Raw genomic sequence first — 18,123 nt, forward strand, 5'->3', positions numbered from 1 at the left:
TTTCCGGCCCCCTGTTGGAGCGGGGTGTTTCGCGCCTTCCGGCGTGTCCACCACTTTAGCGGATTCCCCCGGATGCTCATAATCGAGCTTTTCGGTCCGGATTTCGGCATGCCGAAGTCGTTCCCGATGGGAGGTCGTGCGGAGTGGTTTGCCGCCGGTGCGGCTCGAGTGCGTACCGATGAACCATTACGGCTCTGTGGCAGCTCGGGGAACATTACGGATCGGCCTGATCGGTGTCAACCCGTGTCGGCCGAATGCCTCAACCGAGGTCGTTGAGCCGCCCTTCGGCGTCCGGTTGGGCCTCCTCCACCCGGCGCAGGACGCGGGCGAGCATCTCGCCGAGGGCGCCGCGCTCCTCGGAGGAGAGGTCCTGGAGCAGGTCTTCCTCGAAGACCGATGCCCGGCGCATCGCCTCCAGCCACTTCTCCCGCCCACCGGTCGTCAGCTCGACGATGACGCGCACGCGGTTGTTCTCATCACGCTCCCGGGTGACGAGCCCCTCGTTCACCAGACGGTCGATGCGATGGGTCATCGCGGCCGGGGTGAGGCCGAGCCGCTTGGCCAGCTCGCCGGGGCCCAGCTGGTACGGGGAGCCGGACAGGACGAGGGCCTTGAGGACCTCGAACTCGACGTTGCTGATGCCGAGAGTCGAGGACTGCCTGCTGTAGGCGACGTTCATCCGCCGGGTGAGCCGGCTCAGGGCGTTGACGACCTGTTCCACCTGCGGGTCCAGGTCCTGGAATTCGCGCTGGTAGGCCGCGATCTGCTCCTCGAGGGTGAGCAGGTCGTCCGGGTCGGGGGTGTCAGCCATGTGCGGAGTATGACACGGAAGTCGTTCGCACCGAAGTTCTTCGACGTGTACTCTTAAGCGCTGAACTTTAGCTTCGAAGTGTTGAGGCTTCGAGTACGCGGGCTTCTTCCGGTCCGTACGACCCTTCTCGACCTAGGTAGGTGAGTGTGACCACCGCGATGGGCGCAGCGCTGCGCCGGATCCAGCTGGGCAACGCGCTGAGCGCGTTCGGCAACGGCTTCACGGTCCCGTTCCTGTTCGTCTATGTGGCGCAGGTGCGGGATCTCGGTGCGGATACGGCGGGCCTGGTGCTCGCGATGTTCGCGGTGGCCGCGCTGGTCGTGCTGCCCTTCACCGGTCGGGTGATCGACCGGCGGGGGCCGCTGTCCGTTGCCGTCGTGGGTGCGGTCGCCTCCGCCGTCGGTTCGCTGGGGCTCGGGCTGGCGGCGAGCGAGCCGCTGGTCCTCGCCGCGGCCGGGGTGCTCGGTGCGGGAATGGCGGTGATCCAGCCCGCGCTGGCCACGCTGATCGTGTGGTGCTCGACGCCCGCGACCCGGTCGCGGGCCTTCGCGACGCAGTTCTTCCTCAGCAATCTGGGGCTGGGCGTCGGCGGGCTGCTCGGCGGGCTGCTGGTGGACACCTCGTCCCCGGCCGGGTTCGTGCGGCTCTTCGCGATCGACGCGGTGATGTTCCTGGTGCTGGGTGCCACGGTGGGGACCGTACGGCTGGCGAAGGGGCCCGCGTTCGACGGTGCGGTGCCGACCGACGCGTCCGCCACCGGGGCGGGCAGCCGGCGGGCCCTCCTGGGGCACCGGGCCATGGTGCAGCTGTGCGTGCTGGGCTTCGTGCTGTTCTTCGCCTGCTACGGGCAGTTCGAGTCCGGGCTGTCGGCGTTCGCCGTGGACGTCGCCCGGGTGTCCCCCGCGATGCTGGGCGTGGCGCTGGCCGCGAACACGGCGGCCATCGTGCTGGCGCAGTTCGTGGTGCTCAAGCTGGTCGAGCGGCGGCGGCGCAGCCGGGTGATCGCGGTGGTCGGGCTGGTGTGGACGGTCGCGTGGGCGGTGGCCGGGTCCGCCGCCCTGGTACCGGGCGGCCAGGCCATGGGCACGGCCGCGATCGTCTCGGCGTACGCGCTGTTCGGTCTCGGTGAGGCGATGCTGTCGCCGACCGTCGCGCCGCTGGTGGCCGATCTGGCGCCGTCGTCCCTGCTGGGGCAGTACAACGCGGCGTTCTCCCTGGTGAAGCAGTTGGCGCTGGCGGTCGGCCCGGCGGTCGGCGGGCTGATGGCGGGAGCCGGTGCGTACGGGGCGTACATCGCCCTGCTGATCGTCTGCTCGCTGGGCGTCTCGGTGCTCTCGCTGCGGCTCGGCAGGCGGCTGTCGGCCCGGCAGGACAATCCGCTGCGCGGGACCGCTGATGCCCCGGTGCCCGCGCCGCGTTCGGGTTCGGGTTCGGAGTCGGAGTCGGAGTCGGAGTCGGAGTCGTCCGCTCCGGTGACCACGGCGGTCTGACCGGCCGCCGTGTCCACACCATCGCCCTTTCCGCCGGAGGTCTTACGGATCTCCGGCGGGGAGGGCGAATTCGCACCACACCGCCTTTCCGCCGCCCGGTGTGCGGCGTGAGCCCCAGGAGGAGGCGATGGTCGCGACGATCGAGATGCCGCGGCCGGCCTCGTCGACCGGTTCGGCCCGGCGGCGGCGCGGCAGATGGTCGTCGCCGTCGGTCACCTCGATGATCAGGCGCCGGTCGGTGCGGCGCAGCCGCAGCCGCATCGGGGGCGTGCCGTGCTGGAGGGAGTTGGCGACCAGCTCGCTGGCGGCGAGGACGCCCAAGTCGCGCAGCTCCATGGGGAAGCGCCAGCTGGCGAGGACGCCGGAGGCGAAGGCCCGGGCACGCGGGGCCGCTTCCACTCCGCCGAGGAGTTCGAGGGCGGCGTTGTGGAACAGCTCGGCGTCATGGCCGGTGCGGGCGGGGTGCTGGAGGACCAGGACGGCGACGTCGTCGTCGTGGGCGGCGGTGATGCCGAGCGCCCGGATGAGGCGGTCGCACATCACCTGGGGCGTGCCGGTCGCGCCCGCGAAGACGCGCTCCAGGGCGGCGACGCCGTCGTAGATGTCCTTGTCGCGCCGCTCCACCAGTCCGTCGGTGTACAGGACGGCGCTGGAGCCGGGGCCGAGCGGGATGGATCCGGAGGTGTGCAGCCAGCCTCCGGTGCCCAGCGGTGGGCCGGTGGGTTCGGCGGCGCGGCGCACGGTGCCGTCCGGGTCGCGGACCAGGATCGGCAGATGGCCCGCGGAGGCGTAGACGAGGCGGCTCTCGTTGGGGTCGTGGACGGCGTAGACGCAGGTGGCGATCTGGTTGGGGTCGATCTCGGCGGCCAGTCCGTCGAGGAGCTGGAGCACCTCGTGCGGGGGCAGGTCGAGGCGGGCGTAGGCGCGGACGGCGGTGCGCAGCTGGCCCATGACGGCGGCGGCGCGGACGCCGCGCCCCATGACGTCGCCGATGACGAGAGCGGTACGGCCGGCGCCGAGGGTGATGACGTCGTACCAGTCGCCGCCGACCGCCGTGTCCTTGCCGCCGGGCTGGTAGGTGGCGGCGACGCGCAGGTCGTCGGGTTGTTCCAGCTCCTGCGGGAGGAGGCTGCGCTGGAGGGTGACGGCGGCCTTGCGCTGCAGCCGCTCGCCGACGCGCAGCCGCTCGGCGGCCTCGACCTGGTCGGTGACGTCGGCGCCGAAGACGAGGACACCGCGCACCCGTGCGGGGGTGTCCTCGGTGGCGGTCGCGGCGGTCTGCGCGGCCGCTACGGGAAGGGCCGCCACGGGGGCCGCCGTCTCGGGAACGGTCGCCACGGGTACTGCCGCATCGGGGACGGCGCCGTCGTGAGCGGGCGCGGGCACCGGATGGGGCACGCGGACCGCCGGCTCGGGGACCGGGGCGGCCATCTCGATGGGCGAGCAGGTGAACGTGTAGTACCCGTGCCGCGACCGCCCGACGGCCATGGGCGCCGCCTCGCGCTCGGCTTCGGGCTCGGCTTCGGTGCCCGCCGCGAGCCCGGACTCGGACGCAGATGCGGATGCGGATGCGGACTCGGACTCGGATGCGGGCCCGGGTGCCGCGGGAACGCGCCGCGCCTTGACGGTGCGGGGCGTGCCGCTGCGCAGGACCTGGTCCATGAGCGGCAGCAGGCCCAGCTCGCGCAGCTCGGGCAGGGCCTGCCCGGCGGGGACGCCGCGGGTGCGGTGGCCGAACAGGTCGGCGTAGGCGTCGTTGAGGTAGGCGATGCGGTGCTCGGGGCCGTACACCACCGCGACCAGGGCCGGGACCTGGCCGAGGACGTCATGGACGGACAGGCCGTCGAGGGTCGGGACGGCGGCGGGCGGCGGGCAGCCAGGGGCGGTGCCGGGCGCGCCCGGCAGCGGCGGCTCACCGTCGGCGGAGGGGCCGGTGCGCTCGCCGCGGGCGGCCGGGACGGAGCCGGCGCCCGCCGCGGGCTGTGGACGCCGCGCGGCACGGTCGGACCGCGCGGCGGTGCGTCGTTGCGTGCGGGGGAGCCGGGCGCTCCAGCGCGTGAAGTTCACTGCGGATTACCTCGTGGGGTGGTGGCTGAGCAGCGCGCCGGCGCGGGATCGGGGAAAGGGATGCGGGTGCGGGGGACGGCCCCCGGGGGAATGCAGCAAACTTCCGAATCCTCGCGATTGTCACTCTTTGCAGATACGAGCCCACCCATGGTCACACGACCAGTGTGGCCGACCGGACTGACATCCGTGAGACGCCGTTCGTGGGAGGGGAGTTCCCGGCTCCGCCCCGGCGGGGTCAACTGGCTTCGGGATGGCGTCCGGTATCGGCGGCGAGCTTGAACTCCGCGCGCGGGTTCTCCAGCGATCCGAGCGAGACGATCTCCCGCTTGAACAGCCCCGACAGGATCCATTCGGCCAGTACCCGCGCCTTGCGGTTGAAGGTCGGCACCCGGCTGAGGTGGTAGACGCGGTGCATGAACCAGGCCGGGTAGCCCTTCAGCTTGCGGCCGTAGAGGTGCGCGACGCCGCGGTGGAGGCCGAGGGAGGCCACGGAGCCGACGTACTTGTGCTCGTAGTCGTCAAGGGGCCGGCCGCCGAGCGAGGCGATCAGGTTCTCGGCGAGGACCTTGGCCTGGCGGACGGCGTGCTGCGCGTTGGGCGCGCAGACGGCGCCGGGGTCGGCCGCCGTACGGTCCGGCACGGACGCGGCGTCCCCGGCGGCCCAGGCGTGCTCCACGCCGTCCACCTGCAGCGTCGCGGTGCAGGTGAGGCGGCCGCGGGCGTTCAGCGGGAGGTCGGTGGAGGCGAGGATGGGCGACGGTTTGACGCCGGCGGTCCACACGAGGGTGCGGGTGGGGAAGCGCGAGCCGTCACTCAGTACGGCGACCCGGTCCTGACAGGAGTCGAGGCGGGTTTCCAGCCGTACGTCGATGTTGCGGCCGCGCAGCTCGCGGACCGCGTACTTGCCCATCTCCTCGCCGACCTCCGGGAGGATCCGGTCGGTGGCCTCGACGAGGATCCACTTCAGGTCCTCGGGCTCGATGTTGTGGTAGTAGCGGACGGCGTACCGGGCCATGTCCTCCAGTTCGCCGAGCGCCTCGACGCCCGCGTATCCGCCGCCGACGAAGACGAAGGTCAGCGCGGCGTCGCGGACGTCGGGGTCGCGGGTGGAGGACGCGATGTCGAGCTGTTCGAGGACGTGGTTGCGCAGCCCGATGGCCTCTTCGACGGTCTTGAAGCCGATGCCGGTCTCGGCGAGGCCGGGGACCGGGAGGGTGCGGGAGACGGATCCGGGCGCCAGGACCAGCTCGTCGTAGCGGATCTCGACCGAGCCGGTGCCCTCCTCCTCGGTGGCGAGGGTTCTGATGGTCGCGGTGCGTTTGCCGTGATGGATCGCGGTCGCCTCGCCGATGATGACCTGGCAGTCGCCCAGGACACGGCGCAGCGGCACCACGACGTGGCGGGGGGAGATCGACCCGGCCGCCGCCTCCGGCAGGAAGGGCTGGTAGGTCATGTACGGCTCGGGGTCGACCACGATGACCTGTACGGCGCCGTGCCTCAGCTCCTGCCTGAGCTTCCGCTGGAGGCGCAGCGCGGTGTACATCCCGACGTAGCCGCCGCCGACAACGAGAATGCGCGCTGGTTCCTTCACCCTCCCATGAGGCATCCGCGACCGCCGTTTGTCCACAGCCCCGACCAATTGTGTGACCGGAGGGCCGAAGGTGCCCCGGGGCCGGGCCGTGGGGTGGAGGAGGGAATACACGCAGGTCAGAGCGTGGTCTTGGGGGGTGGGGCGGTCTGAGAGGCGGGGTAAGGTGGCCTGCTGGTCCGGTTGGGGGACGGTCTGTCCCGACCTACCCTCTTCATTCTTGACCTGGGCTCAACTATGTTCGTACTTCGTCGGGGTTGTGACTGCCCCGGCTGACAGGGCGGGGAGTCTCCGGGGGGAGACGTCATTACCGGGGGATCACTTATGCACCTTCAGGGTTCGTCATGGTCCGCAGCCGTCGCGTCCTCGGACGGGAACGGCGGCCGGAACACTCCGCTGCGCGTGGACGCGCAGCGCAATCTGGAACATGTCCTGCGGGCGGCGCGCGAGGTCTTCGGTGAGCTGGGGTACGGGGCTCCGATGGAGGACGTCGCACGGCGGGCGCGGGTCGGGGTGGGCACCGTCTACCGGCGGTTCCCCAGCAAGGACGTGCTCGTCCGCCGCATAGCGGAGGAGGAGACGGCCAGGCTGACCGATCAGGCACGGGCGGCGCTGGGTCAGGAGCACGAGCCGTGGTCCGCGCTGGCCCGGTTCCTGCGCACCTCGGTGGCGTCCGGCGCGGGCCGTTTGCTGCCGCCGCAGGTGCTGCGGGTCGGGGTCGACGCGGAGACGGAGGTCCGGGTTCCGCAGCAGCGGCAGGTGGCGTTAGCCGGCCCGCCGCAGGCGGCAGCGGTGCCGTCGGCGGTGCAGCCCGCGGTGCCGTCACCGGCGGCAGCGGCGGCAGCGGTGCCATCGGCCGGTGCGGTGCAGCCGGATCTGCGGCTGGTCGAAGAGCCGGACGACGCGGGCGCGGCAGCGCTGCTGCAGGTCGTCGGGCAGTTGGTGGAGCGGGCGCGGGCAGCGGGTGAGTTGCGCCCGGATGTCACGGTCGCCGATGTGCTGTTGGTGATCGCCACGGCGGCGCCGTCGCTGCCGGACGCGGCGCAGCAGGCCGCGGCGTCGGCCCGGCTGCTGGACATCCTGTTGGACGGGCTGCGGTCTCGGCCGATGGGGTGACCGGGGGGGAGCCACCTTCTGGGCGCTTTCTGACCGAATTGATGGTCGGTGCTGACCGATTACTGATCGATCCGTTCGCCGGGTGCGTTCTGCCCGGCGAACGGCCACCTTTTCGAGGGTGCGGTCCGGGGTTCGCTCGTACGTTTCGGGTTCGCGGTGCGCGTCTTCCCCGTGCGGGTGAACGTATGCGCTTGCCGTCCTGATGCCGTTCCGGGGGCGTGCCCCCGGGCGCTCGGTCAGCGGGCGGTGTCGGAGCCGGAGCCGGCCAGGACCTCGTCGAGCAGGGCGATGGCCTCCTCCGTGGTCAGGGCCGTGGCCTCGGCGCGCAGCTTCCCGGCCACGGCGGGGCCCAGCGCGGCACCCGCCCGTGCCTCGGTCTCCCGGGTCTCCGCGAGCGCCAGCGGGATGCGCGGCAGCCGGCCGCGCCAGCCGTCGGCCGCGCCCAGCAGCCGGACGGCGGGCCGTTCATGTCCGAGCCGCACCAGGATGTACGCCGCCGACTCGGCCTGGTCGGCGAGCAACGCCTCCGTACAGCCCACCTCAAGGCCAAGGCCCAGCGCGTCGCGCAGCATGCGCACCCCGCCCCACGGGTCGCCCTCCTCGGCGCCGACCCGGCCCTCCAGCCCCTGGACGACGACCCAGAACAGCTGCGGCGGGCTGGATCTCGCCGCCTGCCGCCGGGAGTCCTCGCAGTACGCCCGCGCCTTGGCCGGATCACCGTGCAGCAGCTCGATGTGGGCGCGCAGCAGGCGGTTGAAGGCCCGGACGTCCACGGCGCCCCAGCGCTCGGCCTCCTGCTCGGAGTGGTCCAGCAGCTTCGCCGCGCCCTCGGGGTCACCGGAGTTGAGGGCGAGGTCGGCCAGCCGGGTGATGAAGAACGGCACCTCGGTGTGCGCGCCGATCTCCCGGGCCAGCCGCCGCGCCTCCTCGAAGGCGGCCCGCGCCTCGCCGAACCGGCCGCGCAGCGCGGCCATCTCGGCCCTGGCGCTCTCCACCTGGGCGAGCATCCAGCGGTCGCCGACGCGCGCGCTCAGCTCGCGCACCTCGGCGTAGTCGGCTTCGGCGCGCTCGATGCCGCTGGAGGTGTCGATGGCGAGGTGGGCGCGGAACATGAGCGCGGCGCCGACCGCCCAGTCGTCTCCGTTCTCGCGGCAGTTGGCCACCGCCTTGTCCATCAGCGGGATCATCGCGGTGTGGCCGTCGAGGATGTATCCGGCGAACGGCCACAGCAGACCGGGGAAGCGGGCGCTGCGCGGGCCCGGATGGCTGCCGTAGGCGTCGCGGGTGAGCCGGGCTATGAGCCGCGTCTCGGGGTCTTGCCCGTCGGGGCCGTGACCGGCGTCGATGAGCAGGAAGAACCGCAGCAGCCTCAGGTCCATGGCGTGCCAGTAGCGGGTGGCGGCGGGATCGTCCCCGTCGGCGCCGTCCGGCGCGGGGGGTGGCATGTCCAGCGCCGGTCGGCCGCCGTCTCGTTCTCCGTCTCGTTCGTCGTTTCGTTCGTCGTTTCGTTCGCCGTTTCGTTCGCCGTCTCGTGCGTCGCCCCGTGCGTCGTCCTGCGCGTCGTCCTGCGCGTCGTTCGGGTTCATGGTGAGGTCCAGGGCCCGGCGGGCCCAGGTGGCGCCCTCGTCGCGGTAGTTGCGCAGCCACCAGAGCCAGCCCATCGCCAGGATGATCGCGAACGAGGTGTTCTCGTCGCGGGCGGTCAGGGAGCGGTGCAGGGCGGCCCGGATGTTGTCGAGGTCGGCCTCGACGCGGCGCAGCCAGGGCAGCTGTTCGGCGGAGCGCAGCCGCGGTTCGGCGGCGCGCGCGAAGTCGCGGAAGTGGGCGATGTGCCGGGCCGTGGCGGCGGCGTGGTCGGCGCGGGCGGCGGAATCCTCGGCGGCGCGCTCGCTGACGTACTCGTGGATCGTCTCCAGCATGCGGTAGCGGGCCTCGCCCGGCGGGTGGTCGACGACCAGGAGGGACTTGTCGGCCAGCGCCCCGAGCAGGTCGAGCACCTCCGGGGGCGCGATGGGGACGCCGGAGTGTGCCGGGGTGTGCGCCGGGGCGCATGCACCGGCGCGTAGGGACTCATGCTCCGTCGCGTCCCCGCATCCCGTCTCCGCGCAGACGGCCTCCGCCGCGGCCAGGCTCCATCCGCCCGCGAAGACCGACGCCCGGCGCAGCACGGTGCGTTCCCGCTCGTCCAGCAGGTCCCAGGACCAGTCGACCACCGCCCGCAGGGTCTGCTGGCGCGGCAGGGCGGTCCTGTTGCCGCTGGTCAGCAGGTGGAACCGGTCGTCGAGGCGGTCGGCGATCTGCCGCGGGGTCAGCAGCCGCAGCCGGGCCGCGGCCAGCTCGATCGCCAGCGGCAGTCCGTCGAGGCGGCGGCAGATCTCCGCGACCGCCGCCGCCGTGTCCGGGTCCCCGGCCGGGTCGAAGCCGGGCCGTACGGTCGCGGCCCGCTCGGCGAACAGCTGATGGGCGGGTGCGGGCGGCAGCGGCTCCACGGGCCGTACGGTCTCGCCGGGCACGCCCAGCGGCTCGCGGCTGGTGGCGAGCACGGTCACGCCCGGACAGCGCGCCAGCAGTGTCTCGGTGAGCCGGGCGGCGGTGTCGATGACGTGCTCGCAGTTGTCGAGCAGGAGCAGCAGGCGGCGGTCGGCGCAGTACTCGACCAGGCGGCCGGCGGGGTCGACGGCGTCCGCCCCGCTGGTCCGGCCTTCGAGTCCGGAGGCGAACATCGTCGTCTCGCGGCGGCCGATGGCGCTCAGGACGGCGCCGGGGACGGCGGAGGGGTCGTCCAGCGAGGCGAGTTCGACGACCCAGATGCCGTCCGGGTAGGCGTCCGTCAGGGTCGCGGCGGTCTCCACGGACAGCCGCGTCTTGCCGGAACCACCTGCTCCGGTGAGCGTGACCAGCCGGGTGCCGTCCAGGTCCTTGCGGAGGGCGCCGATCTCGCTCCGTCGGCCGACGAAGCTGGTGAGACGCGCCCGCAGATTGCCGGGCGGCGCCACGAACGCGGCGGGACGCGCGCCGGGGACCGAGGCACGGCCGCGGTCGTCGTCGGGGCGGCGGCCCCGGTCCCGGCCCGGGTCGCCGTCGCCATCGCCGTCGCGGGCGCCGTACCGGTCGCCGTCCGGGTGGCGGTCTCGAGCGCCGTCCTCGTAGCGGTACCGGTCGCCGTCCAGGACGCGACCCCGGCCCGGGGCGCGGGCGCCGTCCCGGCCCGGGGCACGGTCGGCGTCACCCTTCGCGTAACCCTCCCGGCCCGGGTCACCGTCGCCGTCCGAGGCGCGGGGGCCATCCGCGTCGGGGTGCCGGTCACCGCCCGGCCCGCGGTGCCCGGCTCCGTCACGAGACCGTCCGGCGGCCGGTGGAGCCGGCGGCGGGGTGGGCTCGCCCAGGAGCAGTTGGCGGTGCAGCTCCCGCAGTTCCGGTCCCGGGTCGGTGCCGAGACGGTCGGCGAGGAGCGTGCGGACCTCCTCGTAGGCGGCGAGGGCGTCCGCCGAGTGCCCGGCGGCCCGCAGCGCGCGGATCAGCTGGGCGTGGAACGTTTCGTCAAACGGATGGTCGGCGACCAGTTCGCGCAGCTCCGGGACGAGGCCCGCCGGGCGGTCGCGCGCCAGGTCGGCGTCGATCCGGCGGTGCAGGGCGGCCAGCCGCAGGGCCTCGGCGCGGGCGGCGGCCGCGTCGCGCTCCGGCAGATCGGCGAGCGCCGGGCCGCGCCACAGCGCGAGCGCCTGCCGGAGCGTGGTGGCGGCCGTGTGCGGGTCGCCGGCGTCGAGGGCGCGCATCCCGGCGTCGGTCAGCCGCTCGAAGCGCAGCAGGTCGACGTCGTCCCCGGGAGCGGCGGTCGCGAGGTGGTAACCGCCGGGCGAGGAGACCACGGCCTCCCGCCCGATCGCCCGTCGCAACCGGCCCACCAGCGCCTGGAGCGCGGCGGGCGCGTCGTACGGCGGGTCGGCGGCCCACACCTCGTCGATGAGCACATCGACGGGGGTGGGCCCGGGGCGTGCGGCGCGCAGGGCGAGCGCGGCGAGCAGCGCGCGGATCCGGGGGCCGCCGAGGGGCAGCGGGTCGCCGTCTTCGTCACGCGCTTCGGTGGTGCCGAGGATGAGATACCGCACGGCGGTCATTCTCCTGGGTTCGCGGCGGAACGGGACGCTCCACCCGAGCGGGTCGCACACACGGTCGGCCAGACCCGGCGGCCCGGCCCGGCGGCCGACGCGTCACAGGGAGGGCCGGGGCACCACTCCGCCCGCCACCGCGCGCTGGCGGGGCGCGGCCGTGCCGGTCCAGCAGGTGCCGCGGCGGGCCAGGAGGCGGCGTAGCCAGACTTCGGTGGAGACCAGTTCGGCCAGGCCGTCCAGGGGCAGCCGTTCGCCTTCGGACGCCGCGCGCAGCGCCTTGCGGACGACGCGGGCCTCGATGAGCCCGGCGTCGGCCAGCAGCGGGGCGTCGAAGAGGCCGACCAGGTCGCCGAGCCAGGTGCGCAGGCCCGCGCGTACGGACGCGGCGTGGGCGGCGTGGGAGGTGGCGCCCCAGCCGGTGGGGAGGTCGCGGATGCCCGCTCCGGCGAGGACCGTACGCAGGACGGAGGCGCGCGCTCCGGGCTGGACGCGCAGGGCTTCGGGGAGCGCGCGGCAGGCCCGTACGACCTGGTTGTCGAGGAAGGGGGCGTGCAGGCGCTGGCTGCGCACCTCCGCGGCCTGTTCGAAGACGCGGTGGTCGGCGGCGTAGCGGGCGAGGGCGGCGTCGGCGCGGCGTTCGCCGGGGCGGCGCACGAGGACGGGGCGCAGCGCCGCTTCCTCCAGGCGGATGGACACCTCGGCGAGGGCTTCCCCGGTGAGCCAGCGGGCGGCGGGGCCGGGGCGGCACCAGGCGAGGGAGGCCAGGGATGCGGAGACGGCGCCGGCGGCCACGCCCGCTCCGTCGTCGGTGAAGCGGCGCTCCAGGAGGCTCGCGGCGGCTTCCCGTACGCCGTCCCGGTAGGGGGTGCGGGCCAGCCGCCGGGCGGCGCGGTAGACGGTGAAGGGGACGAAGAAGGAGTGGGCGTTGGGCCCGTCGGCCTTGGCGAGGGCGGTGGCGGGGCGCAGCAGATGGCGTCTGCGGCGGTCGAGCAGCAGGTCGGCGAGGCGGGCCGGGTGGGCGTCGAGCGCCTCGCGGGCGCCGTGGCCGACGAAGTGGTCGGCGCTGCCCGCGGCGAGGCGGCGCCGGTGGCGTTCGGCGATGACGAGGGAGGGGCCGGGTTCGTCGGTGAGGGCGCCGGTGTCGAGGGCGGCGTACGGGAGGGCCTCCTCGCCTCCGGCGACGACCACGTGGTGCAGCCGGGGGTTGGCGGCGATGGTGCCCGCGCGTTCCAGTTCGGCTTCGCGGGTGCGGGCGCCGCCGGTGGTGGCGAGGTCGTTGAAGGTGACGGCGAGAAGGCGTTCACCGGCTTCGGTGCCGTGGCCGAGGAGGGTGCCGGGCATGCCGGGGAGCCCGGCGGCGAGCAGGGCGAGCGTGGCGGAGGCGCTGCCTCCGGACAGGTCGGCGCCGATGCCGGGGGCGGGCGCGCCGCGGGCGGCCCGGCGTTCGGCGGGGCCCATGCCGGGGACGGGCCCGGGGTCGAGGCCGTCGGTGGCGGGGGCGTGGCGGGGTGCGGTGAGGCGGGCCCGTACGGCTTCGAGCAGGGCGTCCCGTACGCCCTCCACGGCCGTGTCCTGGTCGAGCGGGGGCGCGGCGACGGCGAGCGAGGCGGTGGGCTCGTAGCCGGTGACGTCGCGGGCGCCGTCGCGCAGGACGAGGGCGTGCCCGGGCGGCACCCGTCTGACGCCCATGTACGGCGTGCCGTCGCCGACGGCCTCCGGGGAGTCGGGGCAGGCGAGCAGCGCGCCGAGGTGGCTGACGTCGAGCTGTGCCTCGATGAGGTCGGCGAGCGGGAGGGCGGCGGTGGCGTACGCGGTGCCGCCGGACCAGTCGGTGTGGAAGACGGGCCGGGCACCGGCCAGGTCACCGGCGATGGTGATGCGGCGGCCGACCTGGGCGACGGCGGTGTAGCTGCCGGGCCAGGCGGTGAGGTGGCGCAGGGCGCCGCCGCGGGCGGCGAACAGGCCGACCCGCAGCTCCTCGTCGGTGGCGCCGCAGCAGCCGAAGACAGCGAGCCGGGTGAAGGGGTCGGCCTGGACGACGCGTACCTCGTCGGGCCGCCAGTCGCCGACCGCCCACAGCGGATCGGGGTCGGACCACAGGAGTTGGGCACCGACCGGCTGGATCGCACGGCCTTCCGGGGGGACCGGGCCGGATGCGGTACTGCTCCACCCCACCAACCACCGCATCGCCGCCTCCACAGGCTGTGGGCATCCAGGGCCACCAAGAACGAGGTGCCATCATGCACAGCACGTTGACGGTTTCGACATCGAACCGGACAACTACGTAGATCTCTTGGATCTCCCTTGACCGCTGCTGACCGCCGATGACCGCCGATGACCGCAGGGATCCCAAGAGTTGATCACACCATGCGGCCCCCGCGGGCAGGCGTTCACGGGAAGCCCAGGAGAGAGCCGTCACCGGTCACGACGCACCGTTCCGCCGTGGCCCATGCTGCCACGACTGGGGCGTACAACAGCGCAAGGACGCCGACACGTGGACGACGGGACGCCAACGGGGCCGCGAGGAAAGGGGCTTCCCGCGCCGGGCCTCCCCCTCCCCGGCCCGCCGCGGGAGCCCGGCACCGACGGGCGATATCCGGCCAAGTTCGCCGTGGCGCACTCGGTGGTCTTGCGGATGCCCCGCCACCATCCGGACCGCCGCGCGCCGTTCGCCCTCGCTCGCCCCCAACGCCTCCCAACACGACAGTCCGGGAGGCGGCGTCCGCCTCCCGGACCGTTCCGCCACCCGCGGGGAATGAGGCGGCGGCGTCCCCCAGCCCACTGGATCCAGTACAGCGGGCCGACCCACGCAGGTCCCATCGAAACGTTCTCGCCGCGACCGAGACAGAGCGCACACCCAGGCGCACAGCCACACACACCGGGAGCACACGTCACGCCCCGCACGCCCGTTCGTACAAGAATCTCGCCATCCGGGACACCACCTCTTAACGGTCGGGATGCGGCGAACTACGCTGGGTTTACGAATGCCCCGCGCCCACGCCGGGGCGGCCGTCGGTGCTGTCGAGGGGTGCGCATGTCCAGGGAGCCACGCGGGCCGAACGAGAAGCTCGGCACCGTTCTCGCCCTCGCTGGGATCAGCAATGCCGGGCTCGCGCGCAGAGTCAACGATCTCGGCGCCCAGCGCGGCCTGACCCTTCGCTACGACAAGACGTCCGTAGCGCGCTGGGTCTCCAAGGGCATGGTGCCCCAGGGCGCCGCGCCCCATCTGATTGCTGCCGCTATCGGCAGCAAACTCGGCCGCCCCGTCCCGCTGCACGAGATCGGGCTCGCCGACGCCGATCCGGCCCCCGAGGTCGGGCTCGCCTTCCCGCGCGACATCGGCCAGGCCGTCCGCTCCGCCGCCGAGTTGTACCGGCTTGATCTCGCGGGTCGGCGCGGCGGGGTGGGCATCTGGCAGAGCCTGGCCGGATCCTTCGCCGTCAGCGCGTACGCCACGCCCGCGTCCCGCTGGCTCATATCCCCGGCCGACACCTCCGTCGCGCGCGGTCCCGAGGACGCCGAGGACGCGGCGGGAGGCGCCGGCGGCAGCGGCCCCGACGGCTTACCGCAGCGCGTCGGCCACAGCGACGTCACCAAGCTGCGCGAGGCCGCCGAGGACGCGCGCCGCTGGGACTCCAAGTACGGCGGCGGCGACTGGCGTTCCTCCATGGTCCCCGAATGCCTGCGGGTCGACGCGGCCCCGCTGCTGCTCGGCTCGTACAGCGACGAGGTCGGCCGCTCCCTCTTCGGCGCCACCGCCGAACTGACCCGGCTGGCCGGGTGGATGGCCTTCGACACCGGCCAGCAGGAGGCCGCCCAGCGGTATTACATCCAGGCGCTGCGCCTCGCCCGCGCCGCCGCCGACGTCCCGCTCGGCGGGTACGTGCTGGCGTCGATGAGCCTCCAGGCCACCTACCGCGGCTTCGCCGACGAGGGCGTGGACCTCGCCCAGGCCGCCCTGGAGCGCAACCGCGGCCTGGCCACCGCCCGCACCATGAGCTTCTTCCGGCTGGTCGAGGCGCGCGCCCAGGCCAAGTCCGGGGACGGCCCGGCCTGCGGCGCGGCGCTGAAGTCCGCCGAGGGCTGGCTGGAGCGGTCCCGGTCGGGCGACGCCGACCCGTCCTGGCTCGACTTCTACAGCCACGAGCGGTTCGCGGCCGACGCCGCCGAGTGCTACCGCGACCTGCGGCTGCCGCGCCAGGTGCGGCGCTTCACCGAGCAGGCGCTGGCCCGGCCGACGGAGGAGTTCGTACGGTCCCACGGGCTGCGGCTCGTCGTCTCCGCCGTCGCCGAACTGGAGTCCGGGAACCTGGACGCGGCGTGCGCGGCGGGCGCCCGGGCCGTGGAGGTCGCCAACCGCATCTCCTCCGCGCGCACCACGGAGTACGTGCGCGACCTGATGCACCGGCTCGAGGCGTACCGCGACGAGCCGCGGGTGGCGGAGCTGCGCGAGCGGGCGCGGCCGCTGCTGGTGGCGCCGGCGTGAGGGTGGTACGGGTGGTGCGGATGGTGCGGGTGGTGCGGGTGTCCGGTGGGAGGGGAGCCGGTGTGAGGGTGGGGCCCCGGGTTTTCGCGCCCCTGTGTGTGGCGCCGGCGTGAGCGCCGGGGAAAGCCCGCGTGATCTTCACGCACCCTTCCGGATCCCAGGCGCCGCACGGGTTTCGGGCTGCTGTCGGTGGCGCAGGTCATGATAGGGATCGACGGTCGGGGCGACCGGAGGGTTGTGGCGCGTGGGGAGGTGCATGGCGTGACGGCGGTGGACTGCGACGTGCTGGTGATCGGGGGCGGGATCGTCGGCCTGTCGACGGCGTATGCGATCACGCGCGCGGCGCCCGGCACCCGGGTGACCGTCCTGGAGAAGGAGGCGGGCCCGGCCCGCCACCAGACCGGGCGGAACAGCGGAGTGATCCACAGCGGGATCTACTACCGGCCGGGCTCGCTCAAGGCACGGTTCGCGGTGCGCGGCGCGGCGGAGATGGTGAAGTTCTGCGCCGAGTACGGCATCGCCCACGAGGTGACGGGCAAGCTCATCGTCGCCACCGAGCGCTCCGAGCTGCCGCGGCTGCACGCCCTGGTCCAGCGCGGCCGGGAGAACGGGATCCCGGTGCGCGAGCTGGGCCCCGCCCAGATGGCGGAGTACGAGCCGTGGGTGCGCGGGCTCGCCGCGATCCACGTCGGCACGACGGGCGTATGCGACTTCGGGGCGGTGGCGGCGCAGCTGGCCCGGCTCGCGCGGGACGCGGGCGCGTCCGTGCGGTACGGGGCGGGGGTGACCCGCATCGGCCGCCGCCCGACGGCCGTCGCGGTGCGCACGGCGGACGGCACGGTGCTGCGCGCGCGGGCCCTGGTCAACTGCGCGGGGCTGCAGTGCGACCGCGTGGCGCGGCTCGCGGGCGACGACCCGGGCATGCGGATCGTGCCCTTCCGCGGTGAGTATTTCGAGCTGGCGCCGTCCCGCACCTCGCTGGTGGGCGGCCTGGTCTACCCGGTGCCCGACCCGGCGTTCCCCTTCCTCGGCGTCCACCTGACCCGCGGCATCGACGGCGGCGTCCACATCGGGCCCAACGCGGTGCCCGCCCTCGCCCGCGAGGGATACGCCTGGCGCACCGTGCGCCCGCGCGAGCTGGCCGGGACGCTGGCGTATCCCGGCGCCTGGCGGATAGCCCGCCGCCACTGGCGGTACGGGGCGGGCGAGCTGCGCCGCTCCCTGTCCAAGCGTGCCTTCACCGACGCGGTGCGCCGGCTGCTGCCGGATGTCACGCCCGACGACCTGATACCCGCCCCGGCCGGGGTGCGCGCGCAGGCGGTGCTGCCGGACGGCACGCTCGTGGACGACTTCCTGATCTCGCAGTCGCCCCGCGTCGTCCACGTGCTCAACGCCCCCTCCCCCGCCGCCACCGCCTCGCTCCCCATCGGCCGCGAGGTGGCCCGGCGGGTGCTGGAGGCGCTGTGAGCGGTCTCACGGCCGCCGCCGAGGGGTTGCGGGGCGGGTAGCGGGGCGGCCCGCCGGCGGGCCCTCGGGCCCGCACCGTGGCATCCCGGGCGGGCCCGTCGGGGTGCCCGCCCCGCCCGTAGAATCGGAAGCACTGTGTCCGAGAACTCCACCGCCCCCGACGCCCACGCGGAGCGCGACCGCACCGTGCCCGGCCCCGGCCCCGAATCCGGCCGTGGCCCCGGCCGCGACCGCGGCGAGCCGCTGTTCCCCGGCGGTCCCGCCGCCGATCCGGCGGGCTCGCACCATGAGCGCCGCATCCGTTCCTTCCGCCCCCGCCGCGGCCGGGTGACCGCCGGCCAGGGCGAGGCGCTGCGCCGCCTGTGGCCGCAGTGGGGGCTGGACATCGACGGGCTGCACCGCCTCGACCTCGGCGCGCTCTTCGGCGACCCGGACCTCCCCGTCGTCCTGGAGATCGGCTTCGGCATGGGCGAGGCCACCGCGCGGATGGCCGCCGCCGACCCCGGCACCGGCATCCTCGCCGTCGACGTCCACACCCCCGGCCAGGGCAATCTGCTCGCCCTCGCCGAGCGCGACGGGCTGTCCAACGTCCGGGTGGCCAACGGCGACGCGATCATCCTGCTGCGCGAGATGCTGGCGCCCGCCGCCCTCTCCGGGCTGCGCGTCTACTTCCCTGACCCCTGGCCCAAGAAGCGGCACCACAAGCGGCGGCTGCTCCAGCCCGAGTTCGTCGAGCTGGCCGCCACCCGGCTGCGCCCCGGCGCGCTGCTGCACTGCGCGACCGACTGGGAGCCGTACGCGGAGCAGATGCTGGAGGTCCTGACCGCGAGCCCGTCGTTCGACAACACCCAGCCCGACGGCGGCTACAGCCCGCGCCCGGACTTCCGCCCGCTCACCAAGTTCGAGTCCCAGGGGCTGGACAAGGGGCATATCGTCCACGACCTGATCTTCCGCCGCAACGACGCATAGCGGCCCTGCGCGGATGG

The 18,123-nt window shown here is 74.2% G+C and carries 10 protein-coding genes; 5 read left to right on the forward strand and 5 right to left on the reverse strand.

Features of this window, described 5'->3' with window-relative positions:
- Positions 1-259: 259 nt before the first annotated feature.
- Positions 260-811, reverse strand: a complete 552-nt coding sequence (locus ASC60_RS00125) for a MarR family winged helix-turn-helix transcriptional regulator (protein ID WP_055545442.1) — start codon at positions 809-811, stop codon at positions 260-262.
- A gap of 146 nt (positions 812-957) precedes the next feature.
- On the opposite strand from ASC60_RS00125, the gene ASC60_RS00130 reads away from it, so the two are divergent.
- A complete protein-coding gene (locus ASC60_RS00130) occupies positions 958-2,301 on the forward strand; it encodes an MFS transporter (RefSeq protein ID WP_055545444.1) in 1,344 nt (447 codons plus the stop codon).
- A gap of 42 nt (positions 2,302-2,343) precedes the next feature.
- On the opposite strand, the gene ASC60_RS41970 is transcribed toward ASC60_RS00130, so the two are convergent.
- Positions 2,344-4,368, reverse strand: a complete 2,025-nt coding sequence (locus tag ASC60_RS41970) for an ATP-binding SpoIIE family protein phosphatase (RefSeq protein ID WP_055545445.1) — start codon at positions 4,366-4,368, stop codon at positions 2,344-2,346.
- A 235-nt stretch (positions 4,369-4,603) separates the two neighbouring features.
- Entirely contained in the window at positions 4,604-5,911 is a 1,308-nt protein-coding gene (locus ASC60_RS00140; RefSeq protein ID WP_234356786.1) for an NAD(P)/FAD-dependent oxidoreductase, read from the reverse strand.
- Between the two features lie 369 nt (positions 5,912-6,280).
- On the opposite strand from ASC60_RS00140, the gene ASC60_RS00145 reads away from it, so the two are divergent.
- The gene (locus tag ASC60_RS00145) at positions 6,281-7,072 is read left to right on the forward strand and encodes a TetR/AcrR family transcriptional regulator (RefSeq protein WP_055545447.1); all 792 of its coding nucleotides are present in this window, start codon (positions 6,281-6,283) and stop codon (positions 7,070-7,072) included.
- A 236-nt stretch (positions 7,073-7,308) separates the two neighbouring features.
- Here ASC60_RS00145 and ASC60_RS00150 read toward each other — a convergent pair whose 3' ends face one another.
- Both ASC60_RS00150 and ASC60_RS00155 read right to left on the reverse strand, forming a co-directional pair.
- Positions 7,309-11,181 carry a BTAD domain-containing putative transcriptional regulator gene (locus ASC60_RS00150; RefSeq protein ID WP_234356720.1) on the reverse strand — a complete coding sequence of 1,291 codons (3,873 nt, stop codon included), beginning with the start codon at positions 11,179-11,181 and terminating at the stop codon, positions 7,309-7,311.
- Positions 11,182-11,283: 102 nt separating this feature from the next.
- Complete coding sequence (locus ASC60_RS00155; protein WP_107096951.1) at positions 11,284-13,371, reverse strand: asparagine synthase-related protein; 2,088 nt, start codon at positions 13,369-13,371, stop codon at positions 11,284-11,286.
- Between the two features lie 847 nt (positions 13,372-14,218).
- Between ASC60_RS00155 and ASC60_RS00160 the strand changes: the two genes are divergently transcribed.
- The 3 genes from ASC60_RS00160 to trmB all read left to right on the forward strand — a co-directional run bounded on the left by ASC60_RS00160 (position 14,219) and on the right by trmB (position 18,106).
- A complete protein-coding gene (locus ASC60_RS00160) occupies positions 14,219-15,670 on the forward strand; it encodes a hypothetical protein (RefSeq protein WP_055545448.1) in 1,452 nt (483 codons plus the stop codon).
- Positions 15,671-15,931: 261 nt separating this feature from the next.
- Positions 15,932-17,137 carry an L-2-hydroxyglutarate oxidase gene (gene lhgO, locus ASC60_RS00165; protein WP_055545449.1) on the forward strand — a complete coding sequence of 402 codons (1,206 nt, stop codon included), beginning with the start codon at positions 15,932-15,934 and terminating at the stop codon, positions 17,135-17,137.
- A 186-nt stretch (positions 17,138-17,323) separates the two neighbouring features.
- Complete coding sequence (gene trmB / locus ASC60_RS00170; RefSeq protein WP_055547030.1) at positions 17,324-18,106, forward strand: tRNA (guanosine(46)-N7)-methyltransferase TrmB; 783 nt, start codon at positions 17,324-17,326, stop codon at positions 18,104-18,106.
- The last annotated feature ends 17 nt before the right edge of the window (positions 18,107-18,123 follow it).

This window comes from Streptomyces sp. NBRC 110028 (assembly GCF_001417735.1).
GTDB lineage: Bacteria > Actinomycetota > Actinomycetes > Streptomycetales > Streptomycetaceae > Streptomyces.

Coding starts and splice junctions, on each gene's coding strand:
- ASC60_RS00125 (WP_055545442.1), bottom strand. CDS start 811: ATGGCTGACACCCCCGACCCGGACGACCTGCTCACCCTCGAGGAGCAG.
- ASC60_RS00140 (WP_234356786.1), bottom strand. CDS start 5,911: ATGTACACCGCGCTGCGCCTCCAGCGGAAGCTCAGGCAGGAGCTGAGG.
- ASC60_RS00145 (WP_055545447.1), top strand. CDS start 6,281: ATGCACCTTCAGGGTTCGTCATGGTCCGCAGCCGTCGCGTCCTCGGAC.
- ASC60_RS00155 (WP_107096951.1), bottom strand. CDS start 13,371: ATGCGGTGGTTGGTGGGGTGGAGCAGTACCGCATCCGGCCCGGTCCCC.
- ASC60_RS00160 (WP_055545448.1), top strand. CDS start 14,219: ATGTCCAGGGAGCCACGCGGGCCGAACGAGAAGCTCGGCACCGTTCTC.